16 protein-coding genes are annotated in these 18,469 nt (G+C 68.5%); 7 read left to right on the forward strand and 9 right to left on the reverse strand.

The window, feature by feature from the left end:
* Position 1 precedes the first annotated feature (1 nt).
* On the forward strand, positions 2–688 hold the full coding sequence (locus FFS52_RS06790; RefSeq protein WP_068970156.1) for a PIG-L family deacetylase: 687 nt from the start codon (positions 2–4) through the stop codon (positions 686–688).
* Between the two features lie 361 nt (positions 689–1,049).
* Here FFS52_RS06790 and FFS52_RS06800 read toward each other — a convergent pair whose 3' ends face one another.
* On the reverse strand, positions 1,050–2,768 hold the full coding sequence (locus tag FFS52_RS06800) for a GAF domain-containing protein (protein ID WP_068970177.1): 1,719 nt from the start codon (positions 2,766–2,768) through the stop codon (positions 1,050–1,052).
* A gap of 170 nt (positions 2,769–2,938) precedes the next feature.
* Between FFS52_RS06800 and FFS52_RS06805 the strand changes: the two genes are divergently transcribed.
* On the forward strand, positions 2,939–3,586 hold the full coding sequence (locus tag FFS52_RS06805; RefSeq protein WP_068970176.1) for a response regulator transcription factor: 648 nt from the start codon (positions 2,939–2,941) through the stop codon (positions 3,584–3,586).
* Positions 3,587–3,968: 382 nt separating this feature from the next.
* On the opposite strand, the gene FFS52_RS06815 is transcribed toward FFS52_RS06805, so the two are convergent.
* From FFS52_RS06815 to FFS52_RS06835, 5 genes are all read right to left on the reverse strand, one after another.
* Positions 3,969–4,943, reverse strand: coding sequence for a L,D-transpeptidase family protein (locus FFS52_RS06815; RefSeq protein ID WP_068970155.1), 975 nt, complete (start codon positions 4,941–4,943; stop codon positions 3,969–3,971).
* A gap of 558 nt (positions 4,944–5,501) precedes the next feature.
* The gene (locus FFS52_RS06820) at positions 5,502–6,794 is read right to left on the reverse strand and encodes a PhoH family protein (protein WP_058250725.1); all 1,293 of its coding nucleotides are present in this window, start codon (positions 6,792–6,794) and stop codon (positions 5,502–5,504) included.
* A gap of 341 nt (positions 6,795–7,135) precedes the next feature.
* Entirely contained in the window at positions 7,136–8,002 is an 867-nt protein-coding gene (locus tag FFS52_RS06825; protein WP_068970154.1) for an acyl-ACP desaturase, read from the reverse strand.
* Positions 8,003–8,045: 43 nt separating this feature from the next.
* Positions 8,046–9,353, reverse strand: coding sequence for a serine hydroxymethyltransferase (gene glyA / locus FFS52_RS06830; RefSeq protein ID WP_068970153.1), 1,308 nt, complete (start codon positions 9,351–9,353; stop codon positions 8,046–8,048).
* A 90-nt stretch (positions 9,354–9,443) separates the two neighbouring features.
* Positions 9,444–10,676: a DUF885 domain-containing protein gene (locus FFS52_RS06835; protein WP_068970151.1), complete on the reverse strand. Its 1,233-nt coding sequence runs from the start codon at positions 10,674–10,676 to the stop codon at positions 9,444–9,446.
* Positions 10,677–10,773: 97 nt separating this feature from the next.
* Here FFS52_RS06835 and coaA point away from each other — a divergent pair, with 97 nt between their 5' ends.
* The gene (gene coaA, locus FFS52_RS06840; protein WP_058250729.1) at positions 10,774–11,715 is read left to right on the forward strand and encodes a type I pantothenate kinase; all 942 of its coding nucleotides are present in this window, start codon (positions 10,774–10,776) and stop codon (positions 11,713–11,715) included.
* Here the strand turns inward: coaA and FFS52_RS06845 are convergent.
* Together FFS52_RS06845 and FFS52_RS06850 are read right to left on the reverse strand one after the other, a co-directional pair.
* Positions 11,687–12,196, reverse strand: coding sequence for a carboxymuconolactone decarboxylase family protein (locus tag FFS52_RS06845; protein ID WP_068970150.1), 510 nt, complete (start codon positions 12,194–12,196; stop codon positions 11,687–11,689). The genes coaA and FFS52_RS06845 overlap by 29 nt on opposite strands.
* Complete coding sequence (locus FFS52_RS06850; RefSeq protein ID WP_068970149.1) at positions 12,193–12,972, reverse strand: SDR family oxidoreductase; 780 nt, start codon at positions 12,970–12,972, stop codon at positions 12,193–12,195. The genes FFS52_RS06845 and FFS52_RS06850 overlap by 4 nt, the downstream gene beginning before the upstream one ends.
* 82 nt (positions 12,973–13,054) lie before the next feature.
* Between FFS52_RS06850 and FFS52_RS06855 the strand changes: the two genes are divergently transcribed.
* Positions 13,055–14,518, forward strand: a complete 1,464-nt coding sequence (locus FFS52_RS06855; RefSeq protein WP_068970148.1) for a PLP-dependent aminotransferase family protein — start codon at positions 13,055–13,057, stop codon at positions 14,516–14,518.
* A gap of 27 nt (positions 14,519–14,545) precedes the next feature.
* On the opposite strand, the gene FFS52_RS06860 is transcribed toward FFS52_RS06855, so the two are convergent.
* Positions 14,546–15,328 (reverse strand): isoprenyl transferase, encoded by a 783-nt coding sequence (locus tag FFS52_RS06860; RefSeq protein WP_068970147.1) that lies wholly within the window; start codon positions 15,326–15,328, stop codon positions 14,546–14,548.
* Between the two features lie 114 nt (positions 15,329–15,442).
* Between FFS52_RS06860 and FFS52_RS06865 the strand changes: the two genes are divergently transcribed.
* From FFS52_RS06865 to FFS52_RS06875, 3 genes are all read left to right on the forward strand, one after another.
* On the forward strand, positions 15,443–16,111 hold the full coding sequence (locus FFS52_RS06865) for a hemolysin III family protein (RefSeq protein ID WP_068970146.1): 669 nt from the start codon (positions 15,443–15,445) through the stop codon (positions 16,109–16,111).
* 59 nt (positions 16,112–16,170) lie between these two features.
* Positions 16,171–16,722 (forward strand): hypothetical protein, encoded by a 552-nt coding sequence (locus FFS52_RS06870; protein ID WP_223258833.1) that lies wholly within the window; start codon positions 16,171–16,173, stop codon positions 16,720–16,722.
* Between the two features lie 93 nt (positions 16,723–16,815).
* The gene (locus tag FFS52_RS06875; protein ID WP_137809248.1) at positions 16,816–18,390 is read left to right on the forward strand and encodes a PepSY domain-containing protein; all 1,575 of its coding nucleotides are present in this window, start codon (positions 16,816–16,818) and stop codon (positions 18,388–18,390) included.
* The last annotated feature ends 79 nt before the right edge of the window (positions 18,391–18,469 follow it).

Consider the following 18,469-nt stretch of genomic DNA (forward strand, 5'->3'; position numbering starts at 1 on the left):
CGTGACGGCGCAGCTGCTCCCCTTCCCCACCGACTGGCAGACCGCGCTCGTGCTCGTCGCCCACCCCGACGACCCCGAGTACGGGATGGCGGCGGCCGTCGCCCGTTGGACCGGCGAGGGCCGCCGCGTCGTCTACGCGCTGGCCTCCAGCGGCGAGCGGGGCATCGAGGGTCTGCCGCCCGCCGAGTGCGGCCCCCTGCGGGAAGCGGAGCAGCGCGCGTCCGCGTCGATCGTCGGCGTGGACGAGGTGGAGTTCTGGGGGTTCCCCGACAGTGACATCCGCAACGTGCCGGAGTTGCGGGACAAGATCACCGAGACCGTCGAACGGGTGCGGCCGCAGGTGATCGTCTCGCTCTTCGGTGGACCCGAGTGGGCGCCGGGCATGCCCAATCAACGCGACCACATGGAGTTCGCCGCGGCGGTCCTCGAGGCCTACGACGCCCTGGAAGCCCCGCCGTCGTGGTTGTTCGAGAACGGTCCGGCGGCGACCCACGGCGTCGAGGTCGAGGAACAACTCGACACGGCCGTTCGCGCACTGGCCGCCCACGACCGCTACCTCTCCGTCCTCGATCCGGACACCCCGGTCCTCGACCAGGCGCGGGCGCAGATCGAGATGGCGACCGCGCCGCGGGACGGCGATGCCCGTCATGTGACCGGCTTCGAGCTCAAACGGGGTCGGCCCGCCTGAGTCGGCACGACCCGCCGCGCATCAGCAGCGGCAGCGGCGACGACCCGACGTTTCCTTGGCCCCTCGGATCGGTGACCTTCGGCCCCTCCCGGCGGGCGCGACGCCGGTGGATGGTGTGAGGGTCAATCTCTCCGCACACCGTTCGGTGCAAGCTCTCCCAGGGGGACCGTCATCACTCTCACGGCCGTTCTCGTCGCTTTCCTCGCCGCATTCGCCGTCTGCGCGGTCATCGGATTGTCCGTGTGGCTGCTCGTGCTCTTCGGAGTGCTCACCGGACTCCAAACGGTCGCCTGGCTGACCGAGCGCATGTCGGCATGGCGACTACCGGCCGAGGCGGATGCCCCCTAGTGGGGTGTCTCCACTAGAGCTGCGCCGACCACCGCAGCGCGAGACCGCCGCCCGGCGGCGGGGTCGTCGTGAACGCCCCGCCGGCCTTCTCGGCCCGGAGCGCGAGGTTGGCCAGACCGCTCGGAGTCACGTCCGCCGGCAGCCCGATGCCGTTGTCGATGACCTCGACGACCAGCTCGTCGGCGACCGTGATCGACACCGTCACCGTCGTGGCCCGGGCGTGCTTCACGACGTTGCTGACCGCCTCGCGTATCACCGCGACGACGTTCTCGGCCAAGGGGCGATCGACCACGGACAGCGGACCCGAGGTCCGCACGTGCATCTGGATCGGCAGATCGTCGATCTGCTGGTCGATGACCTCCTGCACGCGCTGCCGCAACCGCGTGACCGTCATGTCCTCGGTCTGCAGGTCGAAGATGGTCGAGCGCACCTCCTGGACGATGTCCTGGAGGTTGTTGATCGACCGGGTGAGTCGCGAGCGGATATCGGGTGAGTGGGTGCGCTGCAGCGTCGCCTGCAGGCTGAGCCCCTCGGCGAAGATCCGCTGGATCACGTGATCGTGGAGGTCGCGCGCGATGCGCTCACGGTCTTCGAGCACGCGCATGTGATGGGCCTGCAACGTCGCGGTGGCCAGTTGCATCGCGAGTGCGGCCTGGTCGGCGAAGTCGGCGCACAGCCCGAGGAGATCCCGGGCGAACGGCTCCCGCCCGTCAGCCCGCATGGCGATCAACACGCCTCGTGTGGAATCGATGGTCCGCAGCGGCGCGGCCATGACCGGCCCGTAGCGCGTCGAATCGCCGACGTCGTACTCCAGGTGATTCCGGAGCACGGGCCGTCGTTGGACGAATGCCGTCCCCGAGGTCGACCCGGTGATGGGGATGCTCTGGCCGCGGAAGACGTGTCCGTCCTCTCCCTCGGCGACCGTGATCACCAGTTCGTCGATCAGCTCCACAGGCTCTTCGGTGTCGTGGGGCTCGGCGATGAAGACCAGGTCGGCATCGGCCAGGGTCAGCACCTTCCGCGCGATCTGCTCGAGGACGTCTTGATGATCGGCGCCGGTCAGCAACTCGGTCATCACGTCGCGGTTGGCCTCGATCCAGGCCAGCTGGTTCTGCGCCTGCGCGTAGAGCCGGGCGTTGTCGATCGCGATCCCGGCAGCCGAGGCCAGTGCCTGGATGACCACCTCGTCGTCCTCGGTGAAGACGCCGCCGTTCCTCTTCTCGGTCAGATAGAGATTGCCGAAGATCTCGTCGCGGACCCGGATCGGCGTGCCCAGGAAACTCGTCATCGGCGGGTGGTTGGCGGGGAAACCCACCGATTCGGGGTGCTCGGACAGGTCGGACAACCGCAGGAGCTCGGGCTGGTCGATGAGCTGACCGAGGACGCCACCGCCGGTGGGCAGGTCGCCGATGAGTACCCGGGTCTCGGCATCGATGCCCTGGGAGAGGAACGCGGACAGATGATGCCCGCTCCCGAGCACGCCCAGCGCCCCGTACTCGGCGTCGACGAGACGGATCGCCGACGCCACGATCGATTCGAGGGTGGTTTCCAGATCGAGTCCGGAACTGACGACCAGCATCGCCTGCAGGAGTCCGTCGGTCTGATCGCGTACTTCGGCGATCTGGCTGATCCGGTCGGAGACCTCGTCGAGCAGTTCGCGCAAACGCATCTGCGACAGCGCTTTCTGCAATTCGAGCGATCTCGGATCCAGTTCCGAGAATTCGGAAACCATGTACCGGATCATAGTCAGGTTCATTTCCGGGTGCTGCACTTCGAGTTCGAACGCGGTTTCGCTCGGGTTGGGACACGAGCGATGACATTTGGTAGACCTGCACACATTCGTCGAATTCGTCCGGCCCGTCCTACAATCCGATTCAGGTGTCCGATCCGGAGGGAGACGGCATGATCAGGGTTTTCCTGGTGGACGACCACGAAATCGTCCGACGGGGACTCGTCGAGTTGCTCGACTCCGTTTCCGACGTGGAGGTCGTCGGCGAGGCCGCCAGCGTCGCGCAGGCGCTCGCGCGCATTCCCGCGGTGTCTCCGGATGTCGCCGTGCTCGACGTCCGGCTTCCGGACGGCAACGGCATCGAATTGTGCCGTGAGCTCCTCAGCAGGGTGGACGGCCTGCGTTGCCTCATGCTGACCTCACTGACCGACGACGAGGCGATGATGGACGCCATCCTGGCCGGGGCCAGCGGATACGTCATCAAGGACATCACCGGGATGGAACTGGCGCGTGCGATCGCCGAGGTGGGCGCCGGCCGGTCTCTGCTCGACAACCGCGCCGCGGCGGCGTTGATGGATCGGCTACGCGCCCGGCAGGACGCCGCGGAACCGGCGGACGACGGACTCAGCGAGCAGGATCGGACGCTGCTGGCCCTTCTCGGCGAGGGCCTGACCAACCGGCAGATCGCCGCGCGGATGCATCTCGCCGAGAAGACCGTCAAGAACTACGTCTCGCGACTGCTCGGCAGGCTCGGCATGGAGCGTCGGACCCAAGCGGCGGTGTACGCGGCGAAGACCGCGAACCGCGACCGACGACGCTGAAGCGCCACGCGGAGGGTCGATCGAACGATGTGTCATTCGACTCTTGAGATCTACGTCACATAAGCCGACACTGAAATGGTCGCTCGTCCGACAGGGAGGGCTCTCGGACGAGTGCGGCCCGACGCCCCAACAAGTGACAGAGAAGGTCCATCGAGATAACAGTTGTTTCCGCATTCGTGGAAACCGGAACTTCCCCCTCCGACCGGCACTGCGGTAGTTGCGGACGCGCGTTCGCGATCCGTACGCCGCTCCGCCAGTCCGATCTGGACGATCTCGCCCGGGTCAACGGGTGGCACATCAGCACCGAGGCCACGTGGTGCCCCGGCTGCCGATGTGCCCGGATGAGTTTGTCCGACGTTCGCGCCCGGCCCGGCCGGACCGATCAGCCCGCCTGACCGCCGAGCCCGAAGAGGGCCGGAACCACGCCGACGAGCTGCGAGAGCAGACCGGTCAGGACGTCGGCACCCGGAACACCCGAGGTGGTGGGAGGCGTCGTCCCCGGCGTCGTGCCCGGAGCGGTTTGAGGGGTTGCTCCGGGCGCGTCGCCCGCGGGTGCACCCTGGTTGACACCGATGGTGATCTTCGGGCTCTTGGCCGGATCGAGCCACACGAGGATCTGTTTCATCAGCTCGCGTTCGATCGCGACGCAGCCCATCGTCGGTTCACCGTTCGTCACGTGGAGGAACATTGCCGACGCCCGACCCGGGGTGCGTTGCGGGTTGTGCGCGATGTTGACCGCGTAGTCGTAGACCGGGCCGGAGTTGTAGAGGTTCTCACTGTCCCCACCGGGGCTCTGCGGCTGACGCACGTGCGTGTTGTAGGTCGGCGACTTCATGTTCGAGTCCCACCAGTCCTGCTGGTCGACCTTGCGATACGGCATCTTGGTCCCGGGATTCTCCGCACGGCCGAAGGCCTGGTCGAGCGGGAAGGTGCCCTGCGGGGTCCGGTGGACGTCGTCCTTCGGCTCGCCCATGCCCAGCGAACCGAGGTAGGCCTTCGTCGGGCCGATGACGGGTTTCCAACTGCCGTCGGCGCCCCGGTCGAAGGCCGTCAGGGTGGCGGTGGTGTCGGACGCCTTCGGCGCGGTCACCACGATCATCTGGCTCGTCGGCCCACCCGCCCCGGGTGCACCGGCACCGCCGGTGCCGTCGTCCGACCCGGTCCCACCGGCGAGCTGGTCGAGAATGCCGTCGAGCAGCGGCATGCCCGACCCGGGCGTCGTTCCCGGACTAGGTGTGGTGGACGTCCCCGGCGTGGATGTCTCGGGTGTAGTTGTCTCCGGGGCGGCGACCGACTGCCCGGCGCCGCCGACAATCGCGGCGAGCACCGCGATCACCAACAGTCCCAACAGTCTCATTCGCCTCATCAGTAACTTCTGCACCATGCCAGTCTGACAGTGCGCAAGAGACCATGAGTCACGTCCTGGTCACGGTGCGGTTCGGATCAGGTGTCGGCGACGAGCCGGTCGGCGTATGGACAGAAGCCGTATTCACGCGGTCGAGGTCGATTTCTCGATACGAAAACACCGAATTGCCATGATTCGAAATGCAGTACAAAAACGCATTCGACGAATCAATCTGAGAAATGGGTCGAATTCTCTTGGACTTTGTTTGCGCGTTTGTTATCAGATCATTACTGTTGCGAACGACGGCGTCGAATAAAGGCGGCCGTCGAAACGGATAGCCATTCGATTAAGGGAGAACAATGACATCCTTGGAGAACGTCGAACTGCTCACCGCCATCGTCGACCTCTTGAATTCGCTCCGCGACTTCACCCCGATCGAACCGCCGACCGCCTGATCTGACACACGAGGGCCGCGTCGACTCCCTTCCGGTGTCGACGCGGCCTTCGAGTTTCCGGCGGCGAAATCCTTACGGCCACCGAGCAATTGGAACCCAGAGGTCGGCGCCGACCCTACGGCGCGAACTCCTCGAGCATCTCGGTCACGAGTGCGGCGATCGGCGACCGCTCGCTGCGGGTGAGCGTGATGTGCGCGAAGAGCGGGTGTCCCTTCAGCTTCTCGATGACCGCGGCGACGCCGTCGTGGCGGCCCACGCGGAGATTGTCACGTTGCGCGACATCGTGGGTCAGCACCACGCGAGATCCCGATCCCAGGCGGGACAGAACGGTGAGCAACACGTTGCGCTCCAGCGACTGCGCCTCGTCGACGATGACGAACGAATCGTGCAGCGACCGCCCGCGGATGTGCGTCAGCGGCAGCACCTCCAGCATGCCGCGGCTCAAGACCTCGTCGATGACCTCCGGCGACGCGAGCCCCTCCAGCGTGTCGAAGACCGCCTGCGCCCACGGACCCATCTTGTCGGACTCACTACCGGGCAGATAGCCGAGCTGTTGTCCGCCGACTGCGTACAGCGGCCGGAACACGACGACCTTCCGCTGGGTACGCCGTTCCAGGACCGCTTCCAGTCCCGCACAAAGCGCGAGCGCCGATTTTCCGGTACCGGCCTTGCCGCCGAGCGAGACGATTCCCACGCTCTCGTCGAGGAGCAGGTCGAGGGCGACCCGCTGCTCGGCCGACCGTCCGTGCAGTCCGAAGGCCTCGCGGTCGCCGCGGACCAGTTGCACCCGCTTGTCCGCGTTCACCCGGCCCAGGGCACTCGACGTGGCGCTGAGCAGTCGAACACCGGTGTGACACGGCAGTTCGCGTGCCTCGTCGAGGTCGACGACGCCCTCGGCGAACAACGTGTCGACCGTGGCGGTGGCGACATCGAGTTCGGTCATGCCCGACCACCCCGAGACCACGACATCCTGCGCGTGGTACTCGTCGGCGGCCAGGCCCACCGCACCGGCCTTCACCCGCAGCGGTGTGTCCTTCGAAACCAGGGTCACGTCCTTGCCCTCGGCGCGCAGGTTCAGTGCACAGGCGAGGATCCGGGAGTCGTTCGAGTCGGTGCGGAAGCCGGCGGGCAGCACGGCGGGGTCGGTGTGGTTGAGCTCCACCTGGAGGGTGCCGCCCTCGTCGCCGATCTCGAGCGGCAGGTCGAGCCGGCCGTGTTCGAGTCGCATGTCGTCGAGCATGCGCAGCGCCTCACGCGCGAACCAGCCGAGTTCGTGGTGGTGACGTTTGCCCTCGAGTTCGCTGATGACCACCAGTGGCAGCACGACGTGGTGTTCGGCGAAACGCATGACCGCCCAGGGATCGGACAGCAGCACGGAGGTATCGAGGACGTAGGTGCGTGTGGTCACGTGGGGCTCCTACGTTCGTGCGGCTCCCGCACAAACCAGTGTTGGTCGACCGGCCGGTCCAGTTGTCCGTTGTCCCGGCGTCAGCCGAGGTGGACGAGGACCGGGGCCGGTCCCCTCGCGTTGCTCGCACAAACCACGAATTGAACCTCCCGAACGAACCGCTTCCCCGCGGTCCGTCACTCGCCAACGTACGCGCGAAAATCGTTGGCGGCGCGCCGGAATCCGGTGTGTCGGCGTGAATTGTGGGTAAACCGCCGTATCGTTTCCACCGGAGACGCAACACGGCGCCACCAGGACTTTCGTCGTCCCGGTGGCGCCGTGTTCGTACTGGGCGCGAGTCGTCAGCGGCCGGTGCGGGCGAGGATGCGGGTGCGCGCGGCCTCCGCCTCCTCACCGAGACCGGAGACGGTGTCGAGCTTGACCGCGTCGGCCAGGGCCGCCGCGATGGCCGCCTTCACCTCGGCGTTCTCGTAGTCGGCGATGAGTGCGCGCTCGGCGTCGAAGTCGGCGATGTCGTGGCCGATCGGCTCGTCGAGGGCCAGCGCCCGGTCGATGGCGAGGACGGTGGCGTCCTGGTCGGCGACAATGCCGGCGTTGAGGAACGCGCCGAAGGTGGTGGCCTGGCCCTGGTCGTCGTTGGAGATCTTCGTCAGGATCTCCACGAGTGCCTCGTCGCCGGCGACCGCGGACAGGCGCTTGATGAAGTGGACGCACTGGTTCTCGTGTACCGCCATCAGCGCGAGCACGTCGAGCGGGCCGAGTGGCTCGACCTGCTCCGGCGTCTGCCGATACCCCTGCGTGACGTGGATGCGACGGCGCTCCTCGGCGTCCACCGGATCGATCGCGCGCCGGACGACGAGGTAGTCGCGCAGGACGATCGCGTGGCGGTTGTCCTCGGCGGTCCACACGCCCACGAGCTGTCGCCAGTCGGAGAAGGCCGGGAAGTGCTTGGCCAGCACCCGGTGGTACGACGGCAGGTTGTCCTTGGTCAGCAGGAGGGCGAGCAGTCCCGCACGTGCCTCATCGGACAGGAAGGCCTCCGACGGATCGAAATCCGCTCCGCCGAGGAACCCGAAGTTGCGTCCGTCGTCCCACGGCACCCAGTCGTGCGGATTCCACGGAGCCGCGGCCGACTGGTGGTCTTCGGCGATCTCGGGAAGAGCCTTCTCGAGCGCGATGATCAGGTCGTCTTCAGTGAGGGCGTTCATCGCTGAAAGGATACGGACGCGCCGCCGGGACAGGCAATCCAGGTCAGATCCGGCTCATCAGGCCCCACTCCTCGAGACCGTCGTAGAGCGGGAAGTCGAGGGCGAGCTTGGACACGCGCCCGCGCAGGGCCGAGACGTCGGCGGCATCGCCGGCCGCGAGCGCGGTGGCGATGATGTCGGCGACCTCGGTGAACTGTTCGTCGCCGAAGCCGCGGGTGGCCAGTGCCGGGGTGCCGATACGTAGACCCGAGGTGACCATCGGCGGTCGCGGATCGAACGGCACCGCATTGCGGTTGACGGTGATGCCGACCTGATGCAGCAGGTCCTCGGCCTGCTGGCCGTCGAGGGCGCTGTTCCGCAGATCGACGAGCACGAGGTGGACGTCGGTACCGCCGGTCAGGACCGAGACGCCGGCCCCGGCCACATCCGAGCCGTTGAGGCGTTCGGCGAGGAGCCGCGCCCCGGACAGGGTGCGCCGCTGGCGCTCGGCGAATTCGTCGGTGGCGGCGATCTTCAGGGCCACCGCCTTACCGGCGATCGCGTGCATGAGCGGCCCGCCCTGCTGACCGGGGAACACCGCCGAGTTCAGCTTCTTGGCCCACTCCTGCTTGGCCAGGATGATCCCCGAACGCGGGCCGCCGAGGGTCTTGTGCACGGTCGAGGACACGACGTCGGCATGCGGGACCGGCGACGGATGCAGGCCGGCGGCGACGAGACCGGCGAAGTGGGCCATGTCGACCCAGAGGTGTGCGCCGACCTCGTCGGCGACGGAGCGGAACGCCTCGAAGTCGAGCGTGCGCGGGTAGGCCGACCACCCGGCGACGATGACCTTCGGTTTGACGTCGAGGGCGATCTTGCGCACCTCGTCCATGTCGATGCGGAAGTCCTCTTTGCTCACGCCGTAGAAGGCGTTCTCGTAGAGCTTGCCGGAGAAGTTCAGGCGCATGCCGTGGGTGAGGTGACCGCCGTGCGCGAGGTCGAGACCGAGCATGGTCTCCCCCGGCTCCATCAGGGCCTGCAGCACCGCGGCGTTGGCCTGGGCACCCGAATGCGGTTGCACGTTGGCGAAGTCGGCGCCGAACAGCTCCTTCGCCCGGTTGCGGGCGATGTCCTCGACGACGTCGACGTACTCGCACCCGCCGTAGTAGCGACGTCCCGGGTACCCCTCGGCGTACTTGTTGGTCAGCACGCTGCCCTGGGCCTGCAGCACCGCACGCGGCACGAAGTTCTCCGAGGCGATCATCTCGAGGGTGTCCCGCTGGCGGCTGAGTTCACCGTTCATGGCGGCTGCGACGTCGGGGTCGAGCTCTGCCAGGGACATCGAGTTCAGGGATGACGGGTTCGCGGTCATGCCCCGATTCTAGGCACCGAGTTCGCGCCGCAGACTCGCCGCCCGCTCCCTGAGGAGTCCCGGAGCCTGCGGAGGGACGTCACGAAGGGTCTACAGCAGTTCGCGCCGCAGACTCGCCGGGATGAGTGGTTCGTCGAGCAGGCGACCGAAGGCGGCCGCGCGGTCGTCGGCCTGCTCGAGCCACGCCTCGAGCAATCGGTATCCCTCGACGTAGGTGCTGATGTAGGCGCGCCAGAGCGGCGAGGTGAGGAATCGCAGCATCTGTCGGGCCCGTTCCTCGGGCGCGAGAAGCCAGCGCCGGAGATGTTCGGCGACGGTGTCGGCGTCGGCGTGGCGGTCGTGCAGCAGCAGCGCGGCGTCCTGACGAACGCCGAGGAGCCCGGCGGTGGCGCGTCCGACGCCCATCGCCCGCCCGGCGTCGAAGCGGAGTCCGAGGTCGGCGTAGATCTCCTGTGCCCACGTTCCCCACTCGGGACCGACGATCGCGGCCAGCGCGTGGTCGGCGAGGCCCTCGGCCATCAGGCACTGTGGGGTGTTGACCAGGAAGATCGACTGCTCGTCGTGCCCCGCGCCGACGAGCAACTGCTCTTTACGGCAGTGCTCGGTGTGGTGACCGGGGTAGGCCTCGTGCGCGATGAGGGCCGGCAGGGAGGACATGTACTGCGTGAGATCGGCGTTGATGGCGACGCGTGAGCGATAGTTGCCGAGGTAGTAGTTGAATCCCGACCACGGCTTGTCGGTGACGACTTCGAACTCGACGATCTCGTTGTCCGGCAACGGATATGCGGACCGTACTCGTTCGCGGAGCGCGCTGCTGAACGCGCGGACGCACTCGTCGACCCGCTCGGGTGGGATCTCGTCGGCACGCCGGTGCGCGGCGTAGATGTCCCGGAGCTCGTCGCCGGTGGCGCCCGGGACGCCGAGGGCCTCCGCCAGGTCGGCGTGCGCCTGCCGATACCGGTCCGGATCGGCCATCGCGATGTCGACGTCGAAGTAGGCGCGGACCTCGTCGATGAATCCGACGTCGTCGCCGGCGAACTTGCGCGCCGAGCACTCCAGCGCGCGCAGGTGGGCGCCGATGAACTCGGCGCGCGCCGCGTCGAGCGCGCCGGGCAGGTCGGCGAGCAGCCCGCGCGCGCGGTCGGCGAGCCGGGCGGGATCGGGTGCGGGCGCGTTCTCGACCTCCGCCTTCAGCGCGGGATCGCCGGTGTAGGCGTCGACGAAGCCCCGTTCGAGGCGATCGAAGGCGAGGCCGAGACGGAGGTACTCGGCCACCAGCGGGTCCGAGGCGTGGTCGGTGTCGGCGACGGTCGGGGACGGCATACCGGCAGGCTACCGATCGACGCTGTCACACGTCGCCCTAAGCTGTACGCATGATCACTCAGGGAGCGGCGGAACCGACATCGGCGGAGCTGCCCTGATGGCCCGCAACGCCACCGATCGGGATCCCAGTCTGTACCTGGAACTCGACCGGAGGCAGTGGCGCGAACTCCGCGAGTCGATGCCCCTGGTCCTCAACGAGGACGAACTGGCCGAGCTCGTCGGCCTCGGTGAGCAGATCGACCTCGACGAGGTCGCCGACGTGTATCTGCCGCTCTCTCGTCTGATCCACCTGCAAGTCGCTGCGCGGCAACGGTTGTTCGCCGCGACCTCGACCTTCCTCGGTGAGCGGCAGACCAATCGGCAGGTGCCCTTCGTCATCGGGATCGCGGGCAGTGTGGCGGTCGGGAAGTCGACGACGGCCCGCGTGCTCGCCGCCCTGCTCGCCCGCTGGGAGTCCCACCCGAAGGTGGACCTGATCACCACCGACGGTTTTCTGCTGCGCACCGCGGAGATGCAGCGTCGGGGCATTCTGCACCGCAAGGGATTTCCCGAGTCCTACGATCGCCGGGCCCTTCTGCGCTTCGTCACCGAGGTGAAGTCGGGTGCGCGCGAGGTCGCCGCGCCGGTCTACTCGCACCTCGCCTACGACATCGTGCCCGACGTCTATCACTATGTGCGCCAGCCCGACATCCTGATCCTCGAGGGCCTCAACGTGCTCCAGACCGGAGCGACGCTGATGGTCTCGGACCTGTTCGACTTCTCCATCTACGTCGACGCCAAGATCGACGACATCGAATCCTGGTACATCTCGCGCTTCCTGCAGATGCGGACCACCTCGTTCGCCAACCCGGACTCGCACTTCCACGCGTACGCGTCGCTGACCGACGATCAGGCGACCGCCGCGGCCCGGGATCTGTGGACCTCGATCAACCGTCCGAATCTGATCGAGAACATCCTGCCCACCCGGCCGCGGGCGTCACTGGTGCTGCGCAAGGACTACGACCACTCCATCAATCGGGTGCGCCTGCGGAAGCTCTGACCGACGATGCGGCCCGGCGTTCGTCGAGTCCGGCCGGGTACCCGCCGGCCAGCGCGATGCGGTTCCACGCGTTGATCATCACGATCGACGCGACCAGCTGACCCATCGCGGCGGCGTCGAAATGGGCTCGTGCGGAATCGAACACGTCGTCGGGGACACCGTTCTCGCCGATCAGCGTGACGCTCTCGGTGAGAGCCAGCGCCGCCCGTTCGGCCGGGGTGAACGCCGATCCGGCCTCCCGCCACGCGGCGATCAGCATCAGTTTGTGCGGGTCGATGTCCTTGGCGAGGGCATCGGAGGTGTGCATGTGCAGGCAGTAGGCGCACCCGTTGAGTTGCGAGGCCCGGATGACGATCAGTTCGGCGAGTTCTGGGTCAACCCCGGCCGACGATGCCCGCTGCAGCGCCACGAGGGCCTTGTACACGGACGGATTGTCCTGCGGTATCCACATTCTCGTCGCAGGCCGGGCGGCGGTGCTCATCGCCGTTCCCCCGCGCTCGCATTCTCGCGACCGGCCAGCCACCCGTCGAGCGTCGTCGACGTGACGACGTCGGGATCGACTGGCACGAGTCCGCCCTCCCGTATCGCCGGCCCCCCGAACCGGACGCCGAATATCCATCGTGGTGAGCCGGTCTGCGCAGCAACCGCTTTCGCCACATCGACCAGGTCCATCTCCACCGGTCCGCTCACCTCGATCGTCCGCTTTCCGGTCGGACCCGCGGTCACCACGTCGGCGACCGCCACGGCCACGTCGGCGACCGCGGCCGGGGCGCACCGCATCCTGGGCACCGCGGCGATCGGACCGAACCCCATCGACGACATCATCTGCTCGGCGAGCTCGAACCACTGCACCGACGCCAGGATGGTGAGTGCCGCGGGGTCGACGACCTCGCCGTAGGCGGCCTCCTGTGCCGCTTTGCCCTGGTAGTAACCGAATTTGGCGTTGACCGCCGGATCGCCGGCGTTGACGATCGACACCACGACGACGTGCGCGACACCCGCCGTCGTCGCGGCACGGCCGATCTTGGTCGCCGTGGTCTCGAAGAAGTCGATCGCCTCCTTCGCCTTCAGCGTCTGGAGACTGAGGCAGTCGACGACGGCGTCGGCACCGTCGAACGCCGCCGCCAGACCCGTTCCGGTGTAGGCGTCGACGCCGGTCGCCCGGCTGGCGCGCACCACCTCGTGGCCCCGCTCGACGAGCAGGTCGGCGACCCGACTTCCCAGCGCACCGCTGGCACCCACGACCACTATCTTCATCTCGTTCCTCCTCAAGGACGGACAGCTCTGTGTTGTGGGTTTAGGCTATGCCGCAATTAGCTCAAGAAAGTGGTCCAATCCGATGGCAGAAAAGCGGGTCAATTCGACGGCGGATCCCTGGGCCGAAGTGGCCGAGCGGCTGGGCGCGGACCTTTTCCTCGACCTGCAGCCCGATCCGGGCGCGGGTGCACGCGGGCGCGGTGCCACCCTGCGTCGGGCCCTCACCGAGGCGCTGCGCTCGGCCATCCTCGACAACCGACTGCCCGCGGGCACCGCATTGCCGCCGTACCGATCCCTCGCCGCGGACCTCGGTCTCGCTCGCGGCACCGTGTCGGCGGTCTACTCCGAACTGATCGCGGAAGGGTGGCTGACCGCGCGCCAGGGCTCGGCCACCCGGGTCGCCGACGGTGCGGCACGGCCACCGGCCATCGACGATCCCGGTGCGTCCACCGCCATGCCGGCCCTGCGTCACGACTTCTCGCTGGGACGACCCTGCGCCGGGATGTTCCCGCGCAACGACTGGATCCGCGCCACCCGACGCGCCCTGACCGAGACCCCCGACGACGCCTTCGGACCGGCTCACCCCCGCGGGCGCCTTGAGCTGCGGAACGCCCTCACCGGTTACCTGGCCCGCACGCGGGGTGTCCGCACCGCACCGGACCTGATCGTTCTCGGGACGTCGGTGCTGTCGGCACTGGAGTTGTTGGCGCGCACGGTGATCGGTGGTGTCGTCGCGGTCGAGAGCCACGGTCTGCCCTTTCACCGGCACGCCCTCGAGCGCGGCGGCGCGCGGGTCGTACCGGTGCGCATCGACGCCGACGGCATGGTGATCGACGAGCTCGAACGCACCGGGGCGGCCGCGGTCGTGCTGACCCCCAGCCACCAGTTCCCCACCGGTGTCGCTCTTTCGCCGGCGCGCCGGATGCAGGTCGTCGACTGGGCGCGGCGGACCGGCGCGGTCATCGTGGAGGACGACTACGACGGCGAGTTCCGCTACGACCGCGAACCGGTCGGTGCGTTGCAGGCGCTCGGCCCCGACGTCGTCGTCCACACCGGCTCGCTGAGCAAGAGCCTGTCGCCGGCGGTACGCGCGGGCTGGCTGGCCACTCCCGCCCACCTGGTCGAACCGGTGTTGCGCGGCAAGGGCTTCCGTGAGGCCGACGCGAGCATCGTCGATCAGCTCACGCTGGCCGAACTGATCGGTTCCGGAGCCTACGACCGGCACATCCGGCGCAGTCGTCAGGCGTACCGGACCCGGCGCGATGCGCTGGTGTCGGCCCTGGCCGGAATCGGACTCGAACTCCCCGGCATCGCCGCCGGACTGCACGCGTTGATCCCCGTCGACCATGCCGACGAGGGAGCCATCGTCCACCGGGCCTACGAACGCGGAATCGCGGTGACCGGACAGTCCCTGTTCCGGCATCCCGACGCCGACCCGCTGCCCTCCGGCGGGATCGGCGTCGGCTTCGGCACTCCCGCGGCGTCGACCTTCGGCGCCGATCTCACCGCATTGACCGGGCTCCTGGCCGACTCCGCCGCACGCTGAACCCGGCGCGGATCGACACCGGCGGAGTCACTTGCCGAACCGCCGGCTCCGCGCGGAGTAGTCGCGCAAGGCGCGCAGGAAGTCCACCCGACGGAACTCCGGCCAATAGGCGTCGGTGAACCAGATCTCCGAATAGGCGCTCTGCCACAACAGGAATCCCGACAGCCGCTGCTCTCCGGAAGTCCGGATCACGAGATCCGGGTCGGGCTGACCCTTGGTGTAGAGATTGGCGTCGATCGCCTCCACGGTGACCGCATCCACCATCTCGGCCGCAGTCGCCCCGGCGGTCACCTTCTCCTCCAGGAGCGCGCGAACCGCGTCCACGATCTCCTGCCGCCCGCCGTATCCGACGGCGACGTTGACGTTCATCCCCTGCCGTTCGGCGGTGCGGTCGGCGGCCGCCCGCAGACGTCCGGCCACCAGCTCGGGCAGTGCGTCGAGGGTGCCGACGATGCGGATCCGCCACTCGCCCTCGGGCGCGGAGATCTCGTCGACGATGTCCGGCACGATCTCGAGGAGTGCGTCGAGTTCGTCCGACGACCGGTTGAGGTTCTCGGTCGACAACAGGTAGATCGTGACGGCTTCGATGCCCAGGCCGGCGCACCAGCCGAGCATGTCCGCGATGCGCTGGGCACCCACGCGGTGTCCGTGGCTGACGTCCTCGAAACCAGCCTCACGCGCCCACCGCCGGTTGCCGTCGCAGATGATCGCCACGTGACGCGGCAGACGCTCGGTGTCGAGGAGCTGGATGAGCCGCCGTTCGTAGACGGAGAGAACGGGTCGTCGAAGCCGGTCCGGCAGGAGCTTCATCGTCGCGTCGTTCCCGCGTCGTGTCGGCCTCGTGTCACGCAGGACACCTTACGCGTCGCATCACGCCTTGCCGGTGACGCTGTGGACGCGCGAAGTTACGGTACCGTAGGTTCGGTGAGCACGTTGCTGAACCCGCCGGCTGACGTCCGCCCACGACTGCGCGGGGTCATCCACCACTACTCCGCCTATGTGGCCGCGGTCGCGGGGCTGGCCCTGGTGATCGGCGCGGCCACGGTCGGCGACCCCGTCGCCGTCGTACCGTGTGCCGTCTACGCGGTCACCGTGCTCGGACTCTTCGCGATCAGCGCCGGCTACCACCGGATTCCGTGGAAGACCGCCCGCGCGCGGACCCGGATGAAGCGTGCCGACCACGCGATGATCTTCCTCTTCATCGCCGGCACCTACACGCCGTTCTGCGCCCTCGGGCTTCCCTCGCCGACCAGTTGGTGGGTCCTCGGCATCGTCTGGGCCGGCGCAGCCGCCGGTGCGACCCTCAAGATCGCGTGGCCCGGCGCACCCCGCTGGCTCGGCGTCACCCTCTACATCGTGCTGGGCTGGGTGATCGTGGCCGTCGCCCCGGCGCTCGTCGGCGAGACCGGTCTGCCCGTTCTGATCCTGCTCGCGCTCGGCGGTGTCTTTTACAGCGTCGGTGGCGTCCTCTATGCGGCACGCTGGCCCGACCCCTGGCCGGAGACCTTCGGTCATCACGAGGTGTTCCACGCCTGCACCGCAGTCGCGGCCCTGCTGCACTACGTCGCCGCCTGGCTCCTGGTGTTGGGCTGACCTGCCCGTACGGTGACCGCACGCGGTTCGGGCATGACCGCCGTCGCTATGCTCCTTCCGTGAACCCGGACGTGCGCGCCCTCCACCGCCTTCGCGGTGGGGTCGTCGGCGCGCTGTCGGCGAGCACCGCGGTGGCCGCGCACGGGCTCGCGGCGGGTTCTCTCCCCGCCACCTCATCTCTGGTGTTCATGATCGCGGCGTGCACCGTACTCGGCTGGGCGATCGGCGCGACGGCCCGTCGTCGTCCCGGGTGGCTCGGCACGATCGGGCTCCTCGCGGCCGGGCAGGTGCTCGCACACGTGTCGCTCACCGCGCTCGATGCCTCGTCGGCGCACCACGCGGGCGTGAGTGCGCTTGCACACGCGCCGAGCGGGACCATGATGTTCGTCCACGCGGTGGCGACTCTGCTCACCGCCGCCGCCATCCACGTCGTCGAACCCGCCCTGCTCAGCGTCCTGACCGCGGTCGTCGCACTCATCCGGGCCGTCCTCGACCCGCCCGCTGACGACGCGATCCCGCGCGCCCCGCGGGCGACCCACGACGACGCGCGGCCCCGCCTGCGCGCCATCGCCGCTCTCGACACCCGCGGACCCCCGGCCCTCACGCGCTGATTCCCTACTCCGCCGACCCGTCACCCGACGGGCCGGTCGGTGCGCGTCTGCCATCCCGCCTGACCGCGGTCGATGCCGCGCGCCGTCTTCCGCATGAGAGGCCCACCCGTGTCCCTGTCGAACCTGTCCCGCCCCGGTGAACCCACCGGGCCGCCCGACCCCCGTCCCGAAACATCCGACGACAACCCCACTCCACCAGCCGCCGCACCAGACCGGCGAGTGACCCCGAACAGCTGGCAACCTCTGCTGCGCCGGTTGCACTTCTACGCAGGCGTCTTCATCGCGCCGTTCCTGATCGTTGCGGCGGTCAGCGGCGGGCTCTACGCGATCTCCCCATCGCTGGAACAGGTCGTCTACCGCGATCAACTCTCCACCGAAAGCACCGGCGACGCACGTCCGATCTCCGAACAGGTCGAGGCGGCGGCCCGGATCCGGCCGGACCTCACCCTGTCCGCGGTGCGCCCGGCCGCCGAACCCGGCGACACCACCCGCGTCCTGTTCGACGATCCCTCCCTCGGGGCGTCGAAGCGCCAGGCCGTGTTCATCGATCCGGTGACCCTGGAATCGACCGGAGAGCTGGTGTCCTACGGCAGCAGCGCGGCGTTGCCGATGCGCACCTGGATCAGCGAACTGCACCGTCACCTCCATCTCGGCGAGCCCGGCCGGATCTACAGCGAGCTCGCCGCCTCCTGGCTGTGGGTCATCGCCGTGGCCGGCCTCGCGCTGTGGATCTCCGCGTATCGCGCGCGCCGAAAACGACGCGCCGCCGACCTGGTCGCCTTCGACCGATCGGCGACCGGACGCAACCGCACCCGCAACCGGCACGGCGTGATCGGCGTCTGGATCGCGGTGGGGTTGGTGTTCTTGTCGGCCACCGGTCTGACTTGGTCGAAGTACGCCGGTGAGCACGTCTCCGATGTGCGCACGGCGCTGAGCTGGACGACCCCGACGGTCGACACCTCGCTGTCCGGATCGACGTCCGGATCGGACGGGCTGGGTGATCACAGCGGGCACGGCGATCACGGCGGCGCGGGTCACGAGCAGCGCGTTCCGGAAACGTCCGGCCAGACGATCGCGCAGCTCGACCGGGTGCTGGGCACCGCTCGGGCCGCCGGTGTGGACGGCCAGGTGGAGGTCTCGATCCCGACCGATGCGGACACCGCCTTCACCGTCGCCGAGACCAGGCAGCCCTGGCAGTTCGCCCAGGACACCGTCACCGTGAACGGCGAGACCGGTGCCGTTGTCGACGAACTGCGGTTCGCCGACTGGCCGCTCGCCGCGAAACTCACGACCTGGGGCATCGCACTGCACATGGGCATCCTGTTCGGCTGGGTGAGCCAGCTGGTTCTCCTGCTCCTGGCGATCGCGCTCGTGGTGCTGATCGTCCGCGGCTATCAGATGTGGTGGCAACGGCGGCCGAAGCGTGGCGGCGCGGTCGCGGTGGGTCGCCCGCCGGCACGGGGTGCACTGCGTCGGGTGCCGGTGGCCGGCGCGGTCGCGATCGTGGTGGTGGCCGCGGTGGTGGGCTGGTTCGTGCCGTTGCTCGGACTCAGCCTCCTCGGCTTCCTCGTGGTCGACGCTGCACTCGGAATCCGCGCCCGTCGCAAGCGAGTCGGCGTCGTCACCGACGCCGGGAGCAAGTCGAGCGGGTCGATCGACTCGCGGTAGCCCGTCGGGCAGGCGGCGGGGACGTACGCGTGGAGGTCGGAGACTTCACCTCCGCATCATGTCCCCGCCGTCTGCAGGT

It is taken from the genome of Gordonia sp. ALPHA1B1 (genome assembly GCF_005502615.1).
Taxonomy (GTDB): Bacteria; Actinomycetota; Actinomycetes; order Mycobacteriales; family Mycobacteriaceae; genus Gordonia; species Gordonia hongkongensis.

Excerpts from the sequence above, each read along its gene's own strand:
- FFS52_RS06800 (WP_068970177.1), bottom strand. The coding sequence starts at position 2,768 with ATGGTTTCCGAATTCTCGGAACTGGATCCGAGATCGCTCGAATTGCAG.
- FFS52_RS06805 (WP_068970176.1), top strand. The coding sequence starts at position 2,939 with ATGATCAGGGTTTTCCTGGTGGACGACCACGAAATCGTCCGACGGGGA.
- FFS52_RS06815 (WP_068970155.1), bottom strand. The coding sequence starts at position 4,943 with ATGAGACTGTTGGGACTGTTGGTGATCGCGGTGCTCGCCGCGATTGTC.
- FFS52_RS06825 (WP_068970154.1), bottom strand. The coding sequence starts at position 8,002 with ATGAACGCCCTCACTGAAGACGACCTGATCATCGCGCTCGAGAAGGCT.
- glyA (WP_068970153.1), bottom strand. The coding sequence starts at position 9,353 with ATGACCGCGAACCCGTCATCCCTGAACTCGATGTCCCTGGCAGAGCTC.
- FFS52_RS06835 (WP_068970151.1), bottom strand. The coding sequence starts at position 10,676 with ATGCCGTCCCCGACCGTCGCCGACACCGACCACGCCTCGGACCCGCTG.
- coaA (WP_058250729.1), top strand. The coding sequence starts at position 10,774 with ATGGCCCGCAACGCCACCGATCGGGATCCCAGTCTGTACCTGGAACTC.
- FFS52_RS06845 (WP_068970150.1), bottom strand. The coding sequence starts at position 12,196 with ATGAGCACCGCCGCCCGGCCTGCGACGAGAATGTGGATACCGCAGGAC.
- FFS52_RS06850 (WP_068970149.1), bottom strand. The coding sequence starts at position 12,972 with ATGAAGATAGTGGTCGTGGGTGCCAGCGGTGCGCTGGGAAGTCGGGTC.
- FFS52_RS06855 (WP_068970148.1), top strand. The coding sequence starts at position 13,055 with ATGGCAGAAAAGCGGGTCAATTCGACGGCGGATCCCTGGGCCGAAGTG.
- FFS52_RS06860 (WP_068970147.1), bottom strand. The coding sequence starts at position 15,328 with ATGAAGCTCCTGCCGGACCGGCTTCGACGACCCGTTCTCTCCGTCTAC.
- FFS52_RS06875 (WP_137809248.1), top strand. The coding sequence starts at position 16,816 with ATGAGAGGCCCACCCGTGTCCCTGTCGAACCTGTCCCGCCCCGGTGAA.